The organism is Acinetobacter kyonggiensis, from assembly GCF_900107285.1.
Lineage (GTDB): Bacteria > Pseudomonadota > Gammaproteobacteria > Pseudomonadales > Moraxellaceae > Acinetobacter > Acinetobacter kyonggiensis.
The window spans coordinates 1-22400 of record NZ_FNPK01000027.1 but is presented as its reverse complement, the minus strand read 5'-3'; the positions used below and the strand labels follow the sequence as shown (position 1 = coordinate 22400).

The 22400-nt window shown below is 40.5% G+C and carries 24 protein-coding genes; 17 read left to right on the top strand and 7 right to left on the bottom strand.

Annotated elements, in window-relative coordinates:
• Positions 1-19 precede the first annotated feature (19 nt).
• The 13 genes from BLV99_RS15420 to adhP all read left to right on the top strand — a co-directional run bounded on the left by BLV99_RS15420 (position 20) and on the right by adhP (position 10853).
• Positions 20-859, top strand: a complete 840-nt coding sequence (locus tag BLV99_RS15420) for a metal ABC transporter substrate-binding protein (RefSeq protein ID WP_086184142.1) — start codon at positions 20-22, stop codon at positions 857-859.
• Positions 860-1029: 170 nt separating this feature from the next.
• Entirely contained in the window at positions 1030-1428 is a 399-nt protein-coding gene (locus BLV99_RS15415) for an ATP synthase subunit I (protein ID WP_086184141.1), read from the top strand.
• Positions 1429-1533: 105 nt separating this feature from the next.
• Positions 1534-2409 carry a F0F1 ATP synthase subunit A gene (atpB, locus tag BLV99_RS15410; protein ID WP_086184140.1) on the top strand — a complete coding sequence of 292 codons (876 nt, stop codon included), beginning with the start codon at positions 1534-1536 and terminating at the stop codon, positions 2407-2409.
• A gap of 82 nt (positions 2410-2491) precedes the next feature.
• Positions 2492-2737, top strand: a complete 246-nt coding sequence (atpE, locus tag BLV99_RS15405; RefSeq protein ID WP_000424060.1) for a F0F1 ATP synthase subunit C — start codon at positions 2492-2494, stop codon at positions 2735-2737.
• 38 nt (positions 2738-2775) lie between these two features.
• The gene (locus BLV99_RS15400) at positions 2776-3246 is read left to right on the top strand and encodes a F0F1 ATP synthase subunit B (RefSeq protein WP_086184139.1); all 471 of its coding nucleotides are present in this window, start codon (positions 2776-2778) and stop codon (positions 3244-3246) included.
• Between the two features lie 12 nt (positions 3247-3258).
• The gene (locus BLV99_RS15395) at positions 3259-3795 is read left to right on the top strand and encodes a F0F1 ATP synthase subunit delta (RefSeq protein WP_086164853.1); all 537 of its coding nucleotides are present in this window, start codon (positions 3259-3261) and stop codon (positions 3793-3795) included.
• A 45-nt stretch (positions 3796-3840) separates the two neighbouring features.
• Complete coding sequence (atpA, locus tag BLV99_RS15390) at positions 3841-5385, top strand: F0F1 ATP synthase subunit alpha (RefSeq protein WP_086184138.1); 1545 nt, start codon at positions 3841-3843, stop codon at positions 5383-5385.
• An 88-nt stretch (positions 5386-5473) separates the two neighbouring features.
• Complete coding sequence (gene atpG, locus BLV99_RS15385; RefSeq protein ID WP_086184137.1) at positions 5474-6343, top strand: F0F1 ATP synthase subunit gamma; 870 nt, start codon at positions 5474-5476, stop codon at positions 6341-6343.
• Positions 6344-6369: 26 nt separating this feature from the next.
• Positions 6370-7764: a F0F1 ATP synthase subunit beta gene (gene atpD / locus BLV99_RS15380; protein WP_086164851.1), complete on the top strand. Its 1395-nt coding sequence runs from the start codon at positions 6370-6372 to the stop codon at positions 7762-7764.
• Between the two features lie 27 nt (positions 7765-7791).
• Positions 7792-8211, top strand: a complete 420-nt coding sequence (locus tag BLV99_RS15375; protein ID WP_004649563.1) for a F0F1 ATP synthase subunit epsilon — start codon at positions 7792-7794, stop codon at positions 8209-8211.
• Between the two features lie 121 nt (positions 8212-8332).
• Positions 8333-8809: a DUF2846 domain-containing protein gene (locus tag BLV99_RS15370; RefSeq protein ID WP_092692316.1), complete on the top strand. Its 477-nt coding sequence runs from the start codon at positions 8333-8335 to the stop codon at positions 8807-8809.
• 208 nt (positions 8810-9017) lie between these two features.
• Positions 9018-9320, top strand: coding sequence for a hypothetical protein (locus tag BLV99_RS15365; RefSeq protein ID WP_092692313.1), 303 nt, complete (start codon positions 9018-9020; stop codon positions 9318-9320).
• Positions 9321-9818: 498 nt separating this feature from the next.
• On the top strand, positions 9819-10853 hold the full coding sequence (adhP, locus tag BLV99_RS15360; RefSeq protein WP_092692310.1) for an alcohol dehydrogenase AdhP: 1035 nt from the start codon (positions 9819-9821) through the stop codon (positions 10851-10853).
• A gap of 58 nt (positions 10854-10911) precedes the next feature.
• On the opposite strand, the gene BLV99_RS15355 is transcribed toward adhP, so the two are convergent.
• The 4 genes from BLV99_RS15355 to BLV99_RS15340 form a co-directional block, all read right to left on the bottom strand.
• Positions 10912-11496 carry a hypothetical protein gene (locus tag BLV99_RS15355; protein ID WP_092692306.1) on the bottom strand — a complete coding sequence of 195 codons (585 nt, stop codon included), beginning with the start codon at positions 11494-11496 and terminating at the stop codon, positions 10912-10914.
• A gap of 147 nt (positions 11497-11643) precedes the next feature.
• Positions 11644-12015, bottom strand: a complete 372-nt coding sequence (locus BLV99_RS15350) for an RcnB family protein (RefSeq protein WP_092692304.1) — start codon at positions 12013-12015, stop codon at positions 11644-11646.
• A 226-nt stretch (positions 12016-12241) separates the two neighbouring features.
• Positions 12242-12787 (bottom strand): glutathione peroxidase, encoded by a 546-nt coding sequence (locus BLV99_RS15345; protein ID WP_092692301.1) that lies wholly within the window; start codon positions 12785-12787, stop codon positions 12242-12244.
• A 410-nt stretch (positions 12788-13197) separates the two neighbouring features.
• Positions 13198-13956, bottom strand: coding sequence for an AraC family transcriptional regulator (locus BLV99_RS15340; protein WP_425283562.1), 759 nt, complete (start codon positions 13954-13956; stop codon positions 13198-13200).
• Positions 13957-14144: 188 nt separating this feature from the next.
• Here BLV99_RS15340 and BLV99_RS15335 point away from each other — a divergent pair, with 188 nt between their 5' ends.
• Entirely contained in the window at positions 14145-15059 is a 915-nt protein-coding gene (locus BLV99_RS15335) for a DMT family transporter (RefSeq protein ID WP_092692299.1), read from the top strand.
• Positions 15060-15449: 390 nt separating this feature from the next.
• On the opposite strand, the gene tsaC is transcribed toward BLV99_RS15335, so the two are convergent.
• From tsaC to BLV99_RS15320, 3 genes are read right to left on the bottom strand one after another with little or no spacing between them, the layout of a single operon-like run.
• Positions 15450-16019, bottom strand: coding sequence for an L-threonylcarbamoyladenylate synthase type 1 TsaC (gene tsaC / locus BLV99_RS15330; protein ID WP_092692296.1), 570 nt, complete (start codon positions 16017-16019; stop codon positions 15450-15452).
• Positions 16020-16062: 43 nt separating this feature from the next.
• The gene (dprA, locus tag BLV99_RS15325) at positions 16063-17208 is read right to left on the bottom strand and encodes a DNA-processing protein DprA (protein ID WP_092692294.1); all 1146 of its coding nucleotides are present in this window, start codon (positions 17206-17208) and stop codon (positions 16063-16065) included.
• Between the two features lie 18 nt (positions 17209-17226).
• Positions 17227-18381, bottom strand: a complete 1155-nt coding sequence (locus BLV99_RS15320; RefSeq protein ID WP_092692291.1) for a LysM peptidoglycan-binding domain-containing protein — start codon at positions 18379-18381, stop codon at positions 17227-17229.
• Between the two features lie 119 nt (positions 18382-18500).
• On the opposite strand from BLV99_RS15320, the gene def reads away from it, so the two are divergent.
• From def to BLV99_RS15305, 3 genes are all read left to right on the top strand, one after another.
• Positions 18501-19031, top strand: a complete 531-nt coding sequence (gene def, locus BLV99_RS15315) for a peptide deformylase (protein WP_086184126.1) — start codon at positions 18501-18503, stop codon at positions 19029-19031.
• 93 nt (positions 19032-19124) lie between these two features.
• Positions 19125-19559, top strand: a complete 435-nt coding sequence (locus BLV99_RS15310; protein WP_092692289.1) for a DUF2946 family protein — start codon at positions 19125-19127, stop codon at positions 19557-19559.
• Positions 19560-19647: 88 nt separating this feature from the next.
• A complete protein-coding gene (locus BLV99_RS15305) occupies positions 19648-21696 on the top strand; it encodes a TonB-dependent copper receptor (RefSeq protein WP_092692335.1) in 2049 nt (682 codons plus the stop codon).
• Positions 21697-22400 lie beyond the last annotated feature (704 nt).

The following is a 22400-nucleotide window of genomic DNA, read 5'->3' as shown; positions in this document are numbered from 1 at the left end:
ATATTTGGTGATCTTCTTCATGTCCCGTTTTTTTGCATTTTGTACACTGGCTTTATTGAGTACCTTAGGCTGGTCACACAGTTTAGTGGTTTCGACGCATCCGATTTATTTGATTGCGCAAGAAATCACGCAAGGTATTGAAAAACCTGTACTGTTGTTGGAAAACCAAACTGGACATGATGTGACTTTAACACCTGCTCATCGCAAGGCAATTCAAGATGCCTCTTTGGTGATTTGGTTGGGTAAGGCCCATGAAGCACCGCTAGATAAGTTATTATCAGATAATCCTAAAGCGATTTCTATTTTAGCTTCAGACATTGTTCAAACGCTACCGCAGCGTAATACCCGTGGTGTTGCTTTAAACAATACTGTCGACACCCATGTTTGGCTTGATCCAAATAATGCAGTACGGATTGGTTTTTTTATTGCGGCATTGCGTTCACAGCAAGTTCCTGAACAAAAAGAGGCGTATTGGGCGAATGCAAAACGTTTTGCCCAAGAAATGTTAATAACGGCACAACAATATAATAGCAACTCATCTTTGAAGACTTACTGGTCATATCATGATGCTTATCAATATTTAGAGCGCGCCTTAAATTTAAAATTTGCTGGAGCGTTGACTGATGATCCTCATGTTGCACCGACCCTTGCACAAATTAAATACCTAAATGACAGTCGTCCAAATCGAAATATGTGCCTCTTGGCAGAGGGACATGCCAGTAAAAATCAGTATCAGAAGCTAAATCCCATTACCTTTCAAGCGGTCGATGAAAGTATGAGCGGGGCAGGGGATTTTGTGCTGGCATGGAAAGCATTGGCTTCGAAAACCTCTAACTGTGTGCAAAATGCACGAAAGTAAGGTAAAAAATAAACAAAAATTGAATGTAGTAAAGCAGGCTGAACTTCGAAAAAAACACGACTAAGGTCGGGAAAAGATTGCATGTTCAGGGGTGTAACTCTATAATGCCTGCGATTAAAAACGATCATCAGCTAGACTTGTCAAGCATGAATGCTGTGAGTGAATAAATAATGAGCCGAACTAGTCGCATGGTTGACCGACGATTAGCGAAAGCTTTAGTCATTTTACAAGCAGGCATGATCCCTGTTTCAGCCTTGATAGCGTGGGTCTTGAAAGACTCAACTGCAGCTTTAAGCGCCGCACTTGGTGCGTTGGTTTGTTGGCTTGCCAGTTGTTATTTTTCTTGGCAATCGTTTCGAGCCGCAGGTGCGCGAGCCTCAAAACAAGTTCTTTCGAACATGTATCGGGGGCTAATGGGCAAGTTTGCAATTGTGATTGTTGGTTTCATTTTAATTTTAAACACTGTTAAACCGTTGTCAGCGGCGGCATTGTTTTGTGGTTTTATTCTCGTTCAAGCCATGTCGTGGGTCGCGCCATTTTGGGTGTCACGGCAACAAAAACGAGTATAGGCGCAACAAAAAATTGAAAAGTTTTTTAGGAGATGAACGAGATATCAAGCAGCACGCGATGTTCGTTCACTCTATTTAGTATTTGACATTGACCAGGTGTGATTTATGGCTGCTGAAGAACATGCCCTTACTTCGACCGAGTATATCAAGCATCACTTGACCAATTTGACCTATGGCAAAATGCCAGATGGTTCATGGAAGTTGGCTGAGACTGCTGATGATGCTCAACAGATGGGGTTCACTGCTATTCATTTGGATTCAATGGGTTGGTCAATCACCCTTGGTGTGATTTTCTGTTTGTTGTTCTGGTGTGTAGCGAAAGCTGCTAACTCTGGTGTTCCGACCAAGTTCCAGTCTGCAATCGAAATGATTATCGAGTTTGTTGACTCAAGTGTCCGTGACACATTCCATGGCAAATCACGCTTAATTGCACCACTTGCACTGACCATTTTCGTGTGGATTTTCCTCATGAACACAATGGACTTAATTCCTGTTGACTTTATCCCGTATACGGCTCAACTGATTGGTGCAAATGTATTTGGTATGGATCCTCACCACGTTTACTTCAAAATCGTTCCATCTACTGATCCAAACATTACCCTAGGTATGTCTTTGTCAGTTTTTGTTCTGATCTTGTTCTATAGTATTCGTGAGAAAGGAATCGGCGGTTTCGTCGGTGAATTGGCACTCAACCCATTTAACCCAAGTAACCCAGTTGCAAAAGCGTTGCTTATTCCAGTAAACCTTATTTTGGAATTAGTAACATTCCTTGCACGTCCAGTTTCATTGGCTCTTCGACTTTTCGGTAACATGTATGCAGGTGAGTTAATCTTCATCTTGATCGCATTATTACCGTTCTGGATCCAATGGGCGTTGTCTGTGCCTTGGGCGATCTTCCACATTCTTGTTATTACGCTACAAGCATTCATTTTCATGATGTTGACTATCGTATACTTGAGCATGGCAAGCGAAAAACATTAATGGTATTGCCTAACTATCACGAGATGGTTAGGTACAGTTTTTTAACTTAATTTGGTATAAACCTAACCTCTGAGGAATTATCATGGAACTCACTTTAGGTCTAGTTGCAATTGCATCTGCTATCTTGATCGCTTTTGGTGCTTTAGGTACTGCGATTGGTTTTGGTCTTTTAGGCGGCCGTTTCCTTGAAGCTGTTGCTCGTCAACCAGAATTGGCTCCACAACTTCAAACTCGTATGTTCTTAATCGCAGGTCTTCTTGATGCTGTGCCTATGATCGGTGTTGGTATTGGCTTGTTCTTCATCTTTGCTAATCCATTTGTAGGTTAATTGGCTTAATTCCTAAATTAAACTATTGAGGAATAGCAATGAATATTAACCTCACATTGATTGGTCAAGCGATTTCATTTGCGATCTTTGTCGCATTTTGTATGAAATTTGTATGGCCACCACTAATCAATGCGATTAGTGAGCGTCAGCGTCGTATTGCTGACGGCTTAAATGCTGCTGAAAAAGCGAAAGCTGATCTTGCTGATGCGCAAGCACAAGTTAAGCAAGAAATTGATGCAGCAAAAGCACAAGCGGCTCAATTGATCGAACAAGCGAACCGTCGTGGCGCACAATTGATCGAAGAAGCGCGTACCCAAGCATCTGCTGAAGGTGAGCGTATTCGTCAACAGGCGAAAGAAACTGTTGATACTGAAATCAATGCTGCTCGCGAAGAATTGCGTCAACACGTAGCTGCTTTAGCAGTAACTGGCGCAGAAAAAATTCTAAACCAGCAAGTTGACGCAGAAGCTCACAATGCCATGCTAACTCAGCTGGCTGCTAAACTTTAAGCGAGGCGAAATATGGCTGAACTCTTGACGTTGGCACGCCCGTACGCCAAAGCAGCATTTGCTTTCGCTTCTGAGCAAGGTGCAACTGACAATTGGTCGAATGCGTTACAAGTGCTCAGTGCTGCGGTGCAAGACGAAGCATTTTCCGCTTATTTGAATCGCCCTGAGCTTACTCCTGCTGAGCAGGTCAGTATTTTTGCAAAAGTTTTAGGTGAAAACCAAACACAAGCAGTGTCAAACTTTTTGACGCTTCTTGCGGACAATGCGCGTTTAGCGTTGTTACCTGAAATTGAAGCAGAATACGAACTACTCAAATCACAGAATAACAATACTGTGGATGTTGTGATTGAATCAGCATTCCCAATGACTTCTGTACAGGAACAATTATTGACCCATGCGTTAGAGAAAAAGTTTAACGCTGCAGTAAATGTTTCTGTTGAAGTTAACCCAGCGTTAATCGCGGGTGTTGTTATTCGTGCAGGCGACCAAGTGATAGATGACTCTGCGCTTAACAAGCTTGAAAAAATGCGGACTCGTCTTCTTGCATAACTGCTCGAAGAAGACTGAACTAATAAAAGATTGAGGTATAGCGCAATGCAACAACTGAATCCATCCGAGATCAGTGCGCTCATTAAACAGCGTATCGGCGATCTGGACACCAGCGCGACTGCTAAAAACGAAGGGACCATTGTTATGGTTTCCGACGGTATTGTGCGCATTCACGGTCTTGCTGATGCAATGTACGGTGAGATGATCGAATTCGACGGCGGCTTATACGGTATGGCACTGAACCTAGAACAGGATTCAGTGGGCGTCGTTGTTTTAGGTAACTACTTAAGCCTTCAAGAAGGTCAAAAAGCACGTTGCACAGGTCGTGTATTAGAAGTTCCGGTTGGTCCAGAACTTTTAGGCCGTGTAGTAGATGCTTTGGGTAACCCAATTGATGGTAAAGGCCCGATTGATGCAAAACTCACTGATGCTGTTGAAAAAGTAGCACCAGGTGTAATTTGGCGTCAATCAGTGGATCAACCTGTACAAACTGGTTATAAATCAGTAGATACAATGATCCCTGTAGGTCGTGGTCAACGTGAGTTGATCATTGGTGACCGTCAAACTGGTAAAACAGCAATGGCGATCGATGCGATCATCGCTCAGAAAAACTCTGGCATTAAATGTGTATACGTAGCTATTGGTCAAAAACAATCGACTATCGCTAACGTTGTACGCAAGCTAGAAGAAACTGGTGCTATGGCGTATACAACTGTTGTCGCTGCTGGTGCAGCCGATCCAGCAGCAATGCTGTATTTGGCACCATATTCTGGCTGTACAATGGGCGAATACTACCGTGACCGCGGTGAAGATGCGTTGATCATTTATGATGACTTGTCTAAACAAGCTGTTGCGTATCGTCAAATTTCATTGCTTTTACGCCGTCCACCAGGTCGTGAAGCGTATCCAGGTGACGTATTCTATCTTCATTCACGTCTACTTGAACGTGCTTCACGTGTATCTGCTGACTATGTTGAGCAATTCACTAAAGGTGAAGTTAAAGGCCAAACTGGTTCATTAACTGCATTGCCGATTATTGAAACTCAAGCGGGTGACGTATCTGCATTCGTACCGACTAACGTAATTTCGATTACGGATGGTCAGATCTTCTTAGAAACATCATTGTTCAACGCGGGTATTCGTCCTGCTGTGAACGCGGGTATCTCTGTATCTCGTGTTGGTGGTTCTGCGCAAACGAAGATTATCAAAAAATTGTCTGGTGGTATCCGTACTGCTTTGGCGCAATACCGTGAATTGGCAGCATTTGCTCAGTTCGCTTCTGATCTTGATGAAGCAACGCGTAAGCAACTTGAACATGGTCAACGTGTAACTGAATTAATGAAGCAAAAACAATATGCTCCATATTCAATTGCTGACCAAGCTGTTTCAATTTATGCATCAAACGAAGGTTATATGACTGACGTTGAAGTGAAGAAAATTGTAGACTTTGATGCTGCATTAATTTCTTACTTCCGTTCAGAAAATGCTGCGTTGATGCAAAAAATCGATGAGTCTGGTGATTATAACAAAGACATCGAAGCTGCAATTAAAGCAGGTATTGAAAGCTTTAAAGCGACTCAAACTTACTAATTTTAGCAGTTGCTAAAAGCTAGTTAAGTTTGGTTCACGGATCAACCTTCGGAGGCTTGAAAAAGCCTTCGAATACTAGGTTAAGCGTATGGCAAATTTAAAAGAAATTCGCGCCAAAGTAGCCAGTATCAAGAGCACGCAAAAGATTACTCGAGCGATGCAAATGGTGGCTGCTTCTAAAATGCGTCGTGCGCAAGAGCGCATGGCTCAAGGCCGTCCGTATGCCGAAAATATGCACCGTGTAATTGCTCATTTGGTACAAGCGAACCCTGAATACAAACATCGTTATATGGTTGAACGTCCGGTAAAACGCGTTGGCTATATTATTGTTTCTTCAGATCGTGGTTTGGCAGGTGGCTTGAACATTAACTTGTTCAAGAAAGTTGTTAAACACGTACAGCAACAACAAGAGCAGTCAATTGAAGTTCAATTTGCTTTAATTGGTCAAAAAGCGGTTTCGTTTTTTAAAAACTACGGCGGTAAAGTGCTTGGTGCAACGACAAATGTCGGTGATACACCAAGTCTTGAACAGTTATCTGGTTCAGTGCAAATAATGTTGGATGCATTTGATAAAGGCGAGTTAGATCGTATTTATCTTGTATCGAATGGCTTTGTGAATGCCATGACTCAAAATCAAAAGATTGAGCAACTCGTTCCTTTGGCTGCGGCTGAAGAAGGCGATAATTTGAACCGTTCATACGGTTGGGATTACTTATATGAGCCTGAAGCTGAAGAGCTTTTAAATGGCTTATTGGTTCGCTATATCGAGTCTGTGGTGTATCAAGGTGTGATTGAAAATATCGCATGTGAGCAATCTGCACGTATGGTCGCTATGAAAGCAGCGACGGATAATGCGGGTGACATCATTAAGAGCCTACAACTTATTTATAACAAGCTGCGTCAAGCCGCGATTACTCAGGAAATTTCTGAGATCGTTGGTGGTGCCGCTGCCGTTTAACATTATTTTGAATTGAGGAGACAGCAATGAATAGCGGTCGTATCATTCAGATCATCGGCGCGGTTATCGACGTCGAGTTTGAACGTAATAGCGTTCCTAAGATCTATGACGCTCTGCAAGTTGTTGGTACTGAAACTACTTTAGAAGTTCAGCAACAGCTTGGTGATGGCGTAGTTCGTACCATCGCAATGGGATCTACTGAAGGTCTTAAGCGCGGTTTAACCGTTACGAATACTGAAGCACCGATTTCTGTACCAGTAGGTACAGCATGTTTGGGTCGTATCATGGACGTTTTAGGACGCCCTATCGACGAAGCTGGTCCAGTTGCAACTGAAGTGCGTTTGCCGATTCACCGTCAACCACCTTCATATGCAGAACAAGCTGCTTCTACTGATCTTTTAGAAACTGGTATTAAAGTCATTGACTTACTTTGCCCGTTTGCGAAAGGTGGTAAAGTTGGTCTGTTCGGTGGTGCCGGTGTTGGTAAAACTGTAAACATGATGGAATTGATCAACAACATCGCGAAAGCTCACTCAGGTTTATCTGTGTTTGCTGGTGTTGGTGAGCGTACTCGTGAAGGTAATGACTTCTATCACGAAATGAAAGATTCTAACGTTCTAGACAAAGTAGCAATGGTCTACGGTCAGATGAATGAGCCACCGGGTAACCGTTTACGCGTAGCGTTAACTGGTTTGACCATGGCTGAATATTTCCGTGATGAGAAAGACGAAAACGGTAAAGGCCGTGACGTATTGTTGTTCGTTGACAACATTTACCGTTACACATTGGCTGGTACCGAAGTGTCTGCACTTCTAGGTCGTATGCCATCTGCAGTAGGTTATCAGCCTACACTTGCAGAGGAAATGGGTCTTCTTCAAGAGCGTATTACATCAACTAAGTCTGGTTCGATCACTTCGATCCAAGCGGTTTATGTACCTGCCGATGACTTAACAGATCCATCGCCTGCTACAACGTTTGCTCACTTAGACGCAACTGTTGTATTGAGCCGTGATATCGCATCTTCTGGTATTTACCCAGCGATCGATCCACTAGATTCAACTTCACGTCAGCTAGATCCTTTAGTTGTTGGTGTTGAGCATTATGAAATTGCACGTTCTGTACAGAACATTTTGCAACGTTATAAAGAGCTTAAAGACATCATCGCAATTTTGGGTATGGACGAATTGGCTGAAGAAGATAAATTGGTTGTTTACCGTGCGCGTAAAATCCAACGTTTCTTCTCTCAACCATTCCACGTAGCTGAAGTATTTACTGGCGCGCCTGGTAAATTAGTATCTCTTAAAGAAACGATTCGTGGCTTTAAAGGTCTTCTAGCTGGTGAATACGATCACATTCCAGAACAAGCGTTCTATATGGTTGGTGGTATTGACGAAGTTATTGCTAAAGCAGAGAAACTTTAATTAGCGACTCTAATTTAGGAGATTCTCATGGCGACTATGCAATGTGATGTTGTAAGTGTAAAAGAGTCTTTGTACTCTGGCACTGTAACTATGCTAATTGCGAAAGGTGCTGGTGGTGAGTTGGGTATTATGCCTGGCCATGCTCCACTGGTAACTTTGCTTAAGCCGGGCGCGATTCGCGTTCTGCTAGAAAACGGTACAGAAGAGTTAATCTATGTATCTGGTGGTGTTCTAGAAGTTCAACCGCATGTTGTTACTGTTCTTGCAGATACTGCAGTTCGTGCTGACAGCTTAGATGAAGTAGCAATTCTTGAAGCGCGTAAAAACGCTGAAATATTGCTTGCGAATCAAAAAAGCGATTTGGACTCTGCTGCTGCATTGGCTGCTCTTGCAGAAACTGCTGCACAGTTGGAAACCATCCGCAAAATCAAAAACCGCGCTCAATAAGAGACGGTTCGAGATTGAAGAAGCCATCCGAAAGGGTGGCTTCTTTTATTATAAATAACATCTTTCTAAAAATTACTTATTTTACAACTTGATATATTTAACTTAAAAAATAGGGCATCAAATGACCATTAAATTAATTTTTCCAGTGCTTGTCGCATCATTATTTGTTGGGTGTGCATCAGTACCTAAAGTAGATCAACAGCTGTCTCAAAATATAAAGGAATTAACAGCACCTCAAGAAGGTAAGGCTGGTCTATATGTTTATCGTTCTAATACTATTGTGGGGTCAGCATTAAAAAAAGATATTTGGGTTGATGGGGAATGCTTGGGTGAAACAGCTAGAGGTGTATTTTTTTATAAAGAAGTGGCAGGAAATCAAAATCACACCGTTTCAACTGAATCAGAATTTTCTCCAAATCATTTGAAAATTGAAGCACAAAGCGGCAAAAATTATTTTATTCAGCAATATATTAAGCCTGGTGTTTTTGTGGGTGGTGCAGATTTAAAATTAGTAGATGATACTCAGGGTAAAAAGGCAATTACTGAGTACAGTCTAGCTTCAGCTGGTAAATGTAGTAAAGCAACGATTCAACTTTAAAATTAATGTTGAATGGCAAGGGTATTTATGGGATTCAACCCATTAAGAAAAATGCCCTTGCTTTATCGTAAAGAGTAAATTTTTTATCTGACAGACTTTTTTAGAATGCAGACAGATGCAAGAAAGAATAAAAAAATTATATCTAAAGTTGAATTCGTTTAAGGCTTGCATTGAGTTAAGCTTTTAGGAAATTGCATAAAGATTATTAATGAACATCATCGAACACGAACCGCATTTTTGGGAACTGTACCAAGATTTTGAACAGTATTATTTGAGCATTGCTGTCGATATGAGCTCAGTGGTGTCATGTTGGGATTTGGTGCTCAATCAGGATGAAATTTTGGCTTATGAACATCGCGGTCGTGAAAGTATTGTAACCTTGGCAAAGTCGATGGTTGCTTTAGCTTATCGGGGGGATTTTACCGAGATGGAATCTCGTTTAGCCAAACCTGATGAACGGCAGGCTATGCAGTTGGCTTTTAAAGCTTGGCAGGACAGCCAAAAAAGTTAAACCCTGATTGATACAAAAAGAGGCTGAATGGGAAATTCACTATTTGCCTCCAATGTTGACTTTAAAAATTTCGTCAAAACCTTTAGCTAAACTTAATGGTTTTCGCTTTTATACGTTGTATCTACACTCACTTTAGCCAGATAGCTTGCATTATTCGGAAGCAATTTGATATTTAAGAGACTGTTTAAATTGGCGTTAAAATAATAATAAATCACTTCCAAACCAACCGTTTGAGTACGCCACATATATACGCATTCTGCTCGAGAGTTGGATGGATGCGATCAATGATGCTCTGCATTTTAAAACTGAACAAGTTTCAAAAATCATCACTTTAAATTGTGATGAAAACTGAGCCTACAAATGAACTGTAATAGGCATCTAAACCCATCGAATTCGCTACAAATTCGCCACTCTTGATTATTTATTATTCTCTATAGTTAAAACAAGGGTTCTTAAAAAAAGAACTTTCTCGGTATTTGGAATATGGAGAACATCACAATGGCGAATACGATGAAAGCAGCGGTAGTCACTGAATTTAATCAACCGCTACAAATACAAGAGGTCGAAATTCCTAAAATCAGTTCGGGTAAAGTGCTGGTGAAAATGATTGCAACAGGTGTTTGTCATACCGATTTACATGCGATGCATGGGGATTGGCCAGTAAAACCGACTTTACCTTTTATTCCGGGACATGAAGGTGTGGGGGAAATCATTGAGATCGGTGAGGGGATTGAGCATTTAAAAGTCGGTGATATTGTGGGGGTTCCATGGCTTTATTCAGCCTGTGGTCACTGCGATCATTGTTATGCAGGCTGGGAAACGCTATGCAAGAAACAACAAAATTCAGGTTATTCGGTCAATGGAAGCTTTGCCGAATATTGCCTTGCAGATGGTGATTATGTCGGGGTGATTCCTGATGGTGTAGACCTTTTGGAAATTGCACCGATTCTATGTGCTGGTGTTACGGTCTATAAAGGTTTAAAAATGACTGAAGCTAAAACTGGGGATTGGGTTGCTATTTCCGGAATTGGCGGTTTGGGTCATGTGGCGATTCAATATGCCAAAACCATGGGCTTTAATGTGGTCGCGATTGATGTTGATGACAGTAAAATTGAGCTGGCCAAAAAATTGGGTGCCGATGTTGCCATTAACGCGCTTAAAGCTGATGTGAAAGACGAAGTACTAAAAGCCACAGCTGGTGAGGGCTGTCATGGTGTGTTGGTGACCGCGGTATCGCCCAAAGCCTTTGAACAAGCCGTTGCCATCGTCCGTCGTGGCGGAACCATGGTCTTGAATGGTTTACCACCTGGAACATTCGACTTATCTATTTTTAATATGGTGCTTGAAGGGATTACAGTTCGTGGCTCAATTGTCGGAACACGTTTGGATTTGAAAGAAGCACTGGATATTGCGGCACGTGGTAAGGTGAAAGCACATATTCATGTCGAACCATTAGAAAATATTAATGATATTTTTCACCGCATGGAGCAGGGCAAAATTGATGGTCGTATTGTCATTGATATGAGACTTTAACAACCCATTCTACTCGACCAATTCCGTGTTAATGAATTGGTCTGAGTGACTTTGAATATTAGCTTTCTTGCTCTTGCTTATCCTGTCCTTGTGGAATCATCATGCTTGCCAATTTGATCATTTCCGTTTGTATACTACCCATTTGCTGTTCAATTTTTTTGAAATCGAGCTGATTTAAATCGATGTTGCCATTTAAAAATGGTGTAGCAAGGACTTGTTGATTGGCATGCAGAATATTTTGGCGAATTGAATCAATTTCTTGGCTTTTTAAGTTCAAGCTGGTCAGTGCCTGATTAAATCCAGTCAGTTGTTGCTGCAGGGTTTTGGCCGTCGCTTGCAGTTGTTGTTGATCTTTGTCATTGATTGCCGTTTGCAACTCATTTTGAGTTTGCTTGAGTTGTGCCACATAATCACCTGCTTTCAGTTGCATATCGGCAACATCACGAACCATATAAAACATATTGCCGCTTTTTAGGTCAGCTGTTGCTGTTGTTTCGGTGGGCTGGTTCATCGCGGTATCGGTCGATTGTGTTGTTCGAATGTCATCAGACTGAGGTTCAGAAGCCTGTTCACAACCACTCAATAACATGCCTGTACTCAACATCACAAAAGGTAAAACTGCATTTTGGATGAATTTTTTCATAACTCAATTCATATTATTTCTAGATTAGAGCGAATATAAGACTGAAAGATGTGTAAAAAACGGATTGTTGCAAAGCAATAACAAATTTACTTCATCACACTTAAAAAGAGTGCTAAAGCACTCTTTTCACCAAATGATAGGCATGTTTTAACCTTGAATGACTTTAATCACTTTATACGTGGTGCTGTTCATAAGCACATAATTACCATTCACTTTAATCCACTGCTGATTTTTAGTCGGTTTGCTTAATTTTTTATATTTGCTGGCATCTACTTTAAAGCTGTTGCCGTGATATTGGGTCGGTACTTTATGACCTTGCTGCCAGTCGTGTGAAGGATGGTCTGTTTTTTTGAGACTATGCTGAGGTGCTTTGATCGAATTTTTGGCTTGTTGTTGAGCTGTATGTTGCTGTTGGTTATGTTGCGGTGATGAATGATGCTCTTGTGGAGCAGCCATCACAGGGGCTGCAACTAAAGCGCTGGATAAAGATAAAATGATGGCTTTGATGAGAGTATTCATATTTTAAATTATCTTCATGGTGGTTTGTTTATCCTGTTATCTTATTTCTAAGCTATTGATAGACAATGAATAAAGTGTTGTTCAAGTATTAAAATAATGAACAAAGTATGAAGTGTTAAATTCTATTTTTATGTCATTCAGCTCTTTTGCACTTCGTCTGAGAATCTAAGTAATGAAAAACGTAAGCAGCTATAGTCTGTATAAATGCTTACGTTACTGTGATGAATTACTTGGCAAGTTCTGCGTTAACGGCATCTACGATACGTGCATCATCTGCGGTAATATCGGGCGCGAAACGTGCCACCACTTCACCCTTTTTATTGATTAGAAATTTTTCAAAATTCCATAGCACTTCTGGTGGTTCATTTGGGGTTAAACCATAATCCACCAAGTCTTTCCACCAAGGGCCTTCACCAATACGTTCTGGAATCGCTTGAGTCAAAGTTTGATAAAGCGGATGTTTATCTTCACCAGCCACTGAAATTTTAGAAAACAGTGGAAAAGCAACTTGATAATTCAATGAACAAAATTCTTGAATTTCTTCATCAGAACCGGGTTCTTGTGCTAAAAAATTATTGGCAGGGAAACCTAAAATTTCAAGTCCTTGTTCTTTTTTGTCTTGGTATAGTTTTTCTAAGCCTTCATATTGTGGTGTTAGACCACACTTCGATGCGGTATTTACAATCAACAGTACTTTACCTTGATATTGGTTCAGTGTGGTTTCATCGCCTTGAATGGTTTTGACTGGGATGTCATAAACAGAATGGCTCATTTGCTTGTCCTTAAATACTTGAGATTATTACTGCTTTGTTGTAACGGTTATTGGGTATATCGACAAGCATTTATTATGATTTGTGTATAAATATTTGTGTGATAAAAGAATAAGAAAACAGCTTAAGAGTGCTATTTTTCATGATCAGCTCGAAATTATGGGCAGTATGGCTTTTGTTTTAGTAATCTATGGTTTATTGCGCGACTGTTTTTAAATCATTTTTAATATCCATCTGTATCGATTTTATTTCATTATTAAGCCTTATGCTCTTGTTTTTAGATTTAAAAATATTGCACATATTCAATTAAGTATGGCAATAAAAATCATATCTGGATTTTTATTTTGATGAGATTGTTTTTGTTGCTCAGCTGCTACAAGTTGCAAAAATGGTAATTGAAACAGGTAAAAGATTAAACATCACGTAATTGAGCAGGTGTTTGTTCTGTATAGCGTTTAAAGAACTCAATAAAACTGGAACTATGCTGATACCCTAATTCATAGGCGAGTTTTTTCACTGTTTTACCTTGGCGAATTTGCGTAATGGCATATAAAATTTTGGCGCGATTGCGCCATTCCGATAAGCTTAACTGTAATTCCTGTTGGCTTAAACGCAGCAAATGCCGTTCACTCATCGAGGCATTGTTGAGTAGTTGTTGTAAGCTTTTATGAAAGAGTTCTGGATTGGATAACTGTTGTAAAAGTGGCTTCAGTGAAACATGGGTGCTCTGAGGTAAATAATGTTCATAGGCGGGGGCTGCTTTCAATTGATCGACCAATACCTGTAATAAATGCCGATAGTCCGCTGTTGCACTTCCTTTTTGTTTTTGTTCTAAAATTTCATGTACCAGATGGCGAAGAAAAGGGCGAATACTTAAAGTTTTGGTGCAAGAGGCAAAATCTCCACAGAGGGAGGAATGGATGCGAATACAGATATAGTGCGTAATTTGTTCATCTAAAGCGATGGAGGTGTGCGCGGTTTGCGGGGGTAGCCACAAACCATAATTTGGTGGTGACAGATAAATTTGTTGTTCAATTTCATATTCTAAAATACCATTCAAACTAAAATTAAAATCGCCCCATAGCGAACTATGCGGTGCCACAATTTCATCTTTCTGATAAAAAAAATCATCCACTTCTATGTATTGTTCAATCGGTAGCTGCATATCCATGTCCTTATTTTTTGCTTTTTTATCCACCTGCATGGCCATTTTTTAGTGCGTAGAAATTTGATTGAATTACGGAATGAAAATATCGCGGTGTCTGTAGCGCGATATTGATGTCTGAAATTCGATATTCTAATTATTTCAGACTTCAGTGAAAATGAATACTGAGAATATGGATACATCGGGAGAAAGACATGACGCAGCAAAACAAAACAGTCTGGTGGGCGCTAGCTTTACCGCTGTTGGCCGTTTTAATTTGGTCATTGAATATTACCGTGACACGTTATGTGGTGGACTATATTTCTCCCGTCAGTATTAGTTTTTATCGTTGGTTGGTGGCTTTTCTAGTTTTAACCCCTTTTATGTCGGTTAAAGTTTGGCGTGAACGTCAGTTGGTGGTGCAACATTGGAAACAGCTTGCGGTACTTGCTGCTTTTGGGATGGTGCTGTATCAAGGCTTGGGCTATACCGCAGCGCATTATACCACTGCGACCAATATGGGCATTATTAATGCTTTTATTCCAATCTTTACCATTTTTGTTTCTATGTTGATGCTGAAGGACATTCCCAACCGTTTTGCTGTTGTGGGGAGCCTTTTATCTTTTATGGGCTTACTCTATGTGATGGCACAAGGAAATCTGCTTAATCTGGTGCAATCGGGGGGGCATCTAGGCGATGTCATGATGGTGCTTGCGGTATTCTTCTATGCTTTTTATGGCGTATTTTTGAAAAAATGGCAGCTGAAAATTCCATTGATGATTAGTCTGTATGTGCAGATTATTTTTGCATTGTTGTACCATCTGCCTTTTGTTTTATGGCTAGGACTAGATGCAATTAATCCACAAAATGTGGGGAGTGTGCTCTATGCCGGTATTTTTCCGTCACTGATTGCTCCTTTGGTTTGGATGTTGGCAGTGCAAATGATTGGCCCGAATCGAACCAGTATTTTTATGAACTTAATGCCAGTTTTTACCGCAATTATTGCCAATATCTGGTTAGCAGAAGCATGGACGGTGTATCACAGTCTGGGCGGTGTGATCATTTTATTGGGCATTGTATTGGCACAAAAGAAAGATGGGGCAGTCAAAGTCGTAAAATTAAATGTATAATGTAAGAGTAGATTAAAAAACAACCAAACAAATTTATTTTTTTTGACTTGTTTTTAATTGAATGAGTGTGTGAATAATCATTTTAAAATGTTTTTTTTCACAAAAGTTTATTAAAAAATAGTGAGATAATTTAAATTGTTAAGAAAAAATGATGAATCTATCATCATATTCAATTTTTTTATAAGATGAATAATATATTTGTATAATAAAACAATTTATTACATAATACGTATCTCGTAAATATTTAAGTTATTGTTGATAATTGCTTAGGTTTTACTGCCAGATTGATAGACCCTCTGGATGTGTTTATGCACATCCTTTTTTATGCTCAACCATGTTATATGGTTGAGCTTTTTTTTATCTCAATTTTTGTCAATGCAGATACCATGCTCAAGCACGAATGACTTCACCTGTTTCAGCATCAATAATTCGGCTTGCTTCTTGGCTAAGCCCTAAATCACCATTCAAATAATTAATTTGATTTGAAAAATACTGGTTGGCCTGTTGCAGTGATAGGGCTGGTTTTTCCCCAGTGGGATTGGCACTGGTCGATACAATAAAACCATGAAATGCATTGCATAGCGCCATGCATAAAGGATGATTCGTGACGCGTACAGCCACTTTAGGATGGTTGCCTTTAATCCATGTTGGGATATTGTCACCCGCAGGCAATAACCATGTGGTTGCTCTTTCGGTGGGGGAGCGGTGACTCCAAGAATCGATGACTTTTTGGTACATTTCTGGACTGAGGGGTTTTAATAAATGTTCGACTTGTGCAATTTGTGCTGCCAATAAAATAACGCCTTTTTCAATTGGACGTTGTTTTAAGCGTAAAATTTCTAAAAAAGCGAGTTCATTAAAAGGATCACAGCCTAAGCCCCAAACGGCCTCTGTCGGGTATGCTAAAACATGTCCTTGTTTTAAACATTCAGCAGCTTCGGCAACAGAGGTGGTAATCATTAGATTTTATCTCGTCAAATTTTTTAAAGGGCTATTGTGAACTTTATTTGCTGAGACGACAACGGAGATACAAACCTGCTTGCTGTATACATAAGCCCAGTAACTCTAATTCCATGAGCTGGCTGGTCAATGTGCTGATATCTAATCGCAGTTTGATAATCAGCTGATCTATATTTTGCCCAATCCAATCCAGTTGCGTATACAGCGGTGCTAAATGCGTAGGTAATTCGATTTGTACTTCAAGCTCAGGAACGCTTTTTGATTGTTCAATCTGTTGTTGATTTTGCCATTGTGTTGGCAGTGCTAAGTCTTCAAGCACTTGCTCAGGATGATCAACTAAAATTGTGCCTTCACGAATGAGTTGGTGGCAGCCTTGATGGTGTTCGCTATAAATATGTCCCGGAATGGCAAAAACCAATTTACCTTGTTCAGCCGCAAGTTTTGCGGTAATCAGTGAGCCACTTTTCAGTGCGGCTTCAGCGACAACCACGCCTAAACTTAAAGCACTGACAATTCGATTACGCCGTGGGAAATGATGTTGTAAAGGTGGGGTTCCGGGTAAAAACTCAGTAATGACTGTGCCTGAATGGGCAAGAATTTGTTGTCGTAATGCTTGATGTTGTGAGGGATAAGTCAGTTCTAAACCTGTGCCCATCACTGCAATGGTTTTATGCTGTCGTAAAGCCCCCTGATGTGCCGCTTCATCAATCCCTTGTGCTAAACCACTGTTAATATAAAAGCCTTTTTCACTTAAATAATAAGCAAAATCATAGGCGACTTGTCGTCCATGAGCACTGGGTTTTCGACTGCCGACAATGGCAATTTGAGCTTGTGATAGGGCTTTGGCATCGCCTTGACCAAATAAAATAGGCGGTTTATCTGCATAAGGGCGTAGTTGGGTCGGATAGTCTGGGTGATCCAGTGTCAGAATAAAATCGCTATTTTTCTGAATGTCTTGTAATAGGATTTGGAATTTTTGTTGCCCTGTTGCGGTTTGAAATTCACTGAGGCGCTGTAAGTGACTTTTATGTAATGCGAGTGTCGACCATTGCGGAAAGTTTTGAGGATCAATCGCTTCACGAATATTGCCAAAGCGCTGTTCCAGCTTGTAAAAACTCGATAGCGAATGTTGAACCAAATACCATAACGTAATCGTTTCAATTTGCGTTGCTGATAAATGATTCAACATAGAATGACCTTAAATCAATTAGTCATCCATCAGCGGTGGTTGAATACCAGCGCCGATTTTAATCGGTAATTCACTATCAAGAACATAAGCATAGCTTAAATGCTCAAAGCTTTTGAACACCATGACATTACCAATACGTTGTCCAGGTAATTGAATACGTTCTTTGGTTTTTGGATCGGTGACCACTTCACCTTTTTGGTTAATGCTGAATACATGACCGACTTGAACACCTTGTAAGCTACCGCGATCAATTGTTACCACACTATTTTTTGCAGCAGTACCAATGGAACCCATCACGCGAACCACTTGACCACCAGCAACAACATCTTCGGCATTGGTTGGATAGAACAATGTCGGTAACATTGGATCATATTCAGGTAGCACACGGTCACCACGACGGACTTCAGAATTATAGGTGTCAGTCAATTCAAGCGTGGTAATGTCATTTTCACCGCGTATAGCAACCCCTGCGGCTACTTGAATGAGTTCAAGACCTGCATTAAATTTTTTGCCATTTGCACCAGTAAACATATACGGTTCGCCTTCACGGTAAACTGCATAACGCTGACCAATTTCGAGACCATTACCGCGGGCATAAACAGTTTGCCCTTTTGCCGCAAGGACACGTTGGTCGGCGGTGCCTAAAATGTAAGGTGTAGATTGAATGGATTCAGGCGCAACAATACTGGTACGTTCTAGCCAGTGTTGGATATACTCCAGTGGAATCACAGGAATGGCATTATTTAAAGATTCAATGCGAACTTGAGGTTGTAACTTGGTGCCACCTGTATAGCGACGGATAATCCCTTCACAACCATCACCTTCGTCTTTACCGATAATCGGACGGCCATTATAGGTACACATCAATAAACGGTCACCGGGGAAAATCCAATGCGGGTTTTTTACGTGTTTGTTACTTGCCCAAATTTCAGGCCAACGCACTGGGTTTTTCAAAAAACGTTTTGAAATATCCCACAAGGTATCGCCTTTTTTCACCACATAGACCTGTGGTGCACCTACTTTCAACGCGGGTGGATTGACATTGCGAGCTGGTGCCGCTTCAGCAACATTGACGACACCAACCCCAACACTTACGCAAATTGCAAGTGCCAATAATTGTTTTTTAAACCCCAAGGCACTAAAAGTTGGCATGCCCTTAAAAACCTTTTTCATTATCATAATTCCTAAAATTATGTATGTAGTTGCGTTATAATAACGATATTACACACATTTTTTTGATGAAGCATTCCTTCATTTTGTTTTTTGATCAATGGCATAAGTGAGGACACCGTATGGCCTTATTACCTATTTTAAGTTTCCCGGATCCCCGTCTTCGCACCATTGCTAAACCAGTCGAAGAAGTCACTGATGAAATTCGTCAGCTTGCAGCAGATATGTTTGAAACCATGTATGAAGCTCCGGGCATTGGCTTGGCTGCGACACAAGTTGATCAACATATTCAGCTGATTGTCATGGATTTATCTGAACACAAAGATCAACCCCTAGTGTTTATTAACCCGAAGGTTACGCCATTAACTGAAGAAACTCAGCCTTATGAAGAAGGCTGTCTATCTGTGCCTCAAATATACGATAAAGTTGAGCGTCCGTCACGCGTAAAAATTGAGGCCATTAACCTTGAAGGTCAATCATTTGAGGTAGAAGCAGACGAACTTCTCGCTGTTTGTATTCAACATGAAATGGATCACTTAAATGGTAAATTATTTGTCGATTATTTATCGCCCTTAAAGCGTCAACGTGCACGTGAAAAAGTGGAAAAAGTGGTTCGTCAGCGCCAGAAAGACAAAGTCGCAGTGAAGCGTTAAGTTACTGCTTTAAGAAAAAAATATGCCAAACAAAGCCCAATTTTGATTGGGCTTTGTTATACTTGCGGCGCGAAAAATTGCAGGATTCACTTTTTGCTGTTACGTAGTGGCTTATTGCTATCTTGTATAGCTGTGTTTTTACAGATTGCTGTTTTTTTACAGCCCTTGTTACCGAAGCAGTATCAGATTGCTCCGGTCTGTGAAACCATCACGCGCGCATTATTGCTTCAGCCTGCTACTTCTCATCAGTCCCATCACCAATCTTCTCATCATTCTCATCACTTTGTTGATCAGGACAGTCAACTGCATAGCCAAGATGCAGGACATCATCACGATGCCAATCATCAATGTCAGTACTGTACGGTTTATGGCAATTTGGTTTTGCCACCTGAATTAAATGTCAAAGAAGTGTTAGATCGGATACAGATTCGTTTAGTTGCTTTTCAAAAAGCATTTTTACATGTTTATTTTGTTCTGCAACGTCTCTATTTACTCCCTCAAGGGCGAGCCCCACCACACTTTGCTTAAATCAAAACTTAATTTTTAGGGTCTTTAAGACGCTAGACCTTGTGCTGCTTTATTCGCAGCCCATATTTATGATTTAAGAGAGATGAAAATGGCTCAGCCAAAATTCTTTTTACAGCCTTTGTCGGCTGCAATTTTTGTTGCGTGTTATTCGGGGGCGGCATTTGCTGCGGAGCAAGTCCATGTGGCACAACGTTTAGCGCCAATCGTCGTGACAGCTCAGACTGCAAATGATGCCAATGGACTGATTATTTGGGCCGATCCTAAACAGCCGATTCAACCCATTCCTGCCACCGATGGTGCAGATTATTTACAAAGTATTCCGGGCTTTAGTTCAATTAAAAATGGTGGAACCAATGGCGATGTCACGTTTCGTGGCATGTTTGGTTCACGCATTAAAATCTTAACCGATGGTTCTGAAAGTCTAGGCGCATGTCCAGCACGGATGGATGCCCCGACGTCTTATATTCAGCCCGAAAGTTATGATCAGATTTCTGTGGTTAAAGGCCCGCAAACTGTGCAATACGCCAATACAGGCTCAGCGGCAACGGTTATTTTTGAACGAAAAAAACCAGAACTCACTGCTGCAAAACCTTATCAAGGTCAAGCCAGTGTACTAATGGGTTCTTTTGGGCGACTAGATCAAAATGTGGAAACAACACTCGGGGATGCCAAGAAATATATTCGTTTAAATGCCAATCGTTCAGAATCGAATAGTTATCAAGATGGCGATGGCAATACAGTACCTTCTGCTTGGGAGCGCTGGAATGCAGATATTGCACTGGGTTGGACGCCAGATGAAAATACGTGGCTGGAGCTGACGGGTGGAAAGTCGGATGGTGAGGCTTTGTATGCAGGTCGTGATATGGATGGTTCACGATTTGCTCGTGAAAGTCTGGGGCTACGCTTTGAAAAGAAAAACCTGACCGATGTGATTCAGAAAGTTGAAGGGCAGCTGAACTATAGTTATAACGACCATGTCATGGATAACTTTAGATTAAGAACGCCACCGATGACACACGACATGATGACGCATCAAATGGTATCTAATCCATCAGAGATGCAAGTCACCCGCCGTACTTTGAATACCCGTTTCGCCATGACCAGTGAGTGGGACAAACTGAATTTAATCACTGGTATCGACTCTCAGCAGAATCATCATGCAGGAAGCATGAAATCCTTGATGATGGACATGCCATTGACCACCAATATGAAATTTCAGTCCTATGGTGCATTTGGTGAGATGGCGTATCAATTCAATGAGCGCTCTAAACTGGTAACAGGTGCGCGAGTTGATCAAGTCAAAATTGATGCACTTAAGCTCAATGATGACCGTTCAGAAACTTTACCGAGTGGTTTTATCCGTTTAGAAAATCAATATCCTGAACATGATGCGAAAAGTTATATCGGGTTAGGCTATGTTGAGCGTGTTCCTGATTATTGGGAGTTGTTCAGTACTGCGCACGGTAACTCTGGGATGTCTAAGCCAGCATTTAATGATTTAGATACTGAAAAAACCTTGCAGTTGGATTTAGGCTATCAACATCAACATGGTGCTTTTAACTCATGGGTTTCAGCATATGCAGGGTTAATTAATGATTACATTCTGATGAGTTACCATAACCATAGTTCAGGTCATGGTCATAGCTTCAGTGCAGGAGCAAAAAATGTCGATGCCACTATTGCAGGGGCGGAAGCAGGATTAGGCTATCAATTTAGTGATGCTATTCAGGCGGATGTGAGTGCGATGTATGCATGGGGTGAAAACAGCACAGACAATAAGGCATTACCGCAAATCGCACCGTTAGAAGGGCGCTTTAATCTGCGTTACGTTCAAGATAAATATACCTTGGGCATGTTATGGCGTGTCGTTGCAAAACAAGATCGCATTAGCTTAAACCAAGGGAATATCGTGGGCTATGACATAAATGAGAGCAAAGCGTTTAGCACATTGGCATTAAATGCCTCTTATAACCTGATGAAAGATGTTGATGTAGCCGTTGGCGTGGATAACGTTTTAGATAAAACCTACACCGAACACTTAAATAAAGCGGGAAGTTCAGGTTTTGGTTTTGCCAGTAATGAGCAATTCAATAATACTGGTCGTAATTATTGGGCACGAATCAGTATGAAATTTTAATATTTTATCTTTATAAGTATGGAAAACCGCTGTTGAGAAATGGCGGTTTTCTTTTTTACAGCTGCTTAAATACATATTTAAGTGATATTGAGCCTAAAGTTTGAAAAGAGTATCTGGGATATAAAACGGGGTTCTGATGATTAAACAACCAATGTGATGCAGAATACAGCAAGATTGGTGTTAAATTTAAACGATAAATTTTAGATCAAACATATTAATGTAAATTTAATAATAAAAAACAATATCTTATGTTTGTTTGTTGCAAATACTGATGAGTGGTCTAAAAAATTATAAAAATATTCAAAATAAATAAGCCTTATATATCAGATATATATGTGTTTTGTGGTTTGAAAATCAAGCATGTAAAATGAAATATGCCAAATAAGGGTTGCATGAGAATTTTTTTCCCCTATAATGCGTATCCATCGGCGGTGATGTTAAATAAAACCTCTGGTAAATCAATGGGTTGGTTGGATTGTTAAGATTTCAAATGAAATTTTAAGATTGGATTTAAACTTGGGTTTGTCGGAAAAGAATTTAACAAAACCTGTTGACTTTCTCTGGAAAGAGAGTAGTATAGCCGACCTAGCTTGTTGATGACGAATCAGCAAGAAGATCATTAAGAGATTATGAAGAACAACTTGTGTGGATTTTTACTGGTTGATTGATCGAAATTATTTTCATTGATTGATGGTAGAAATTAC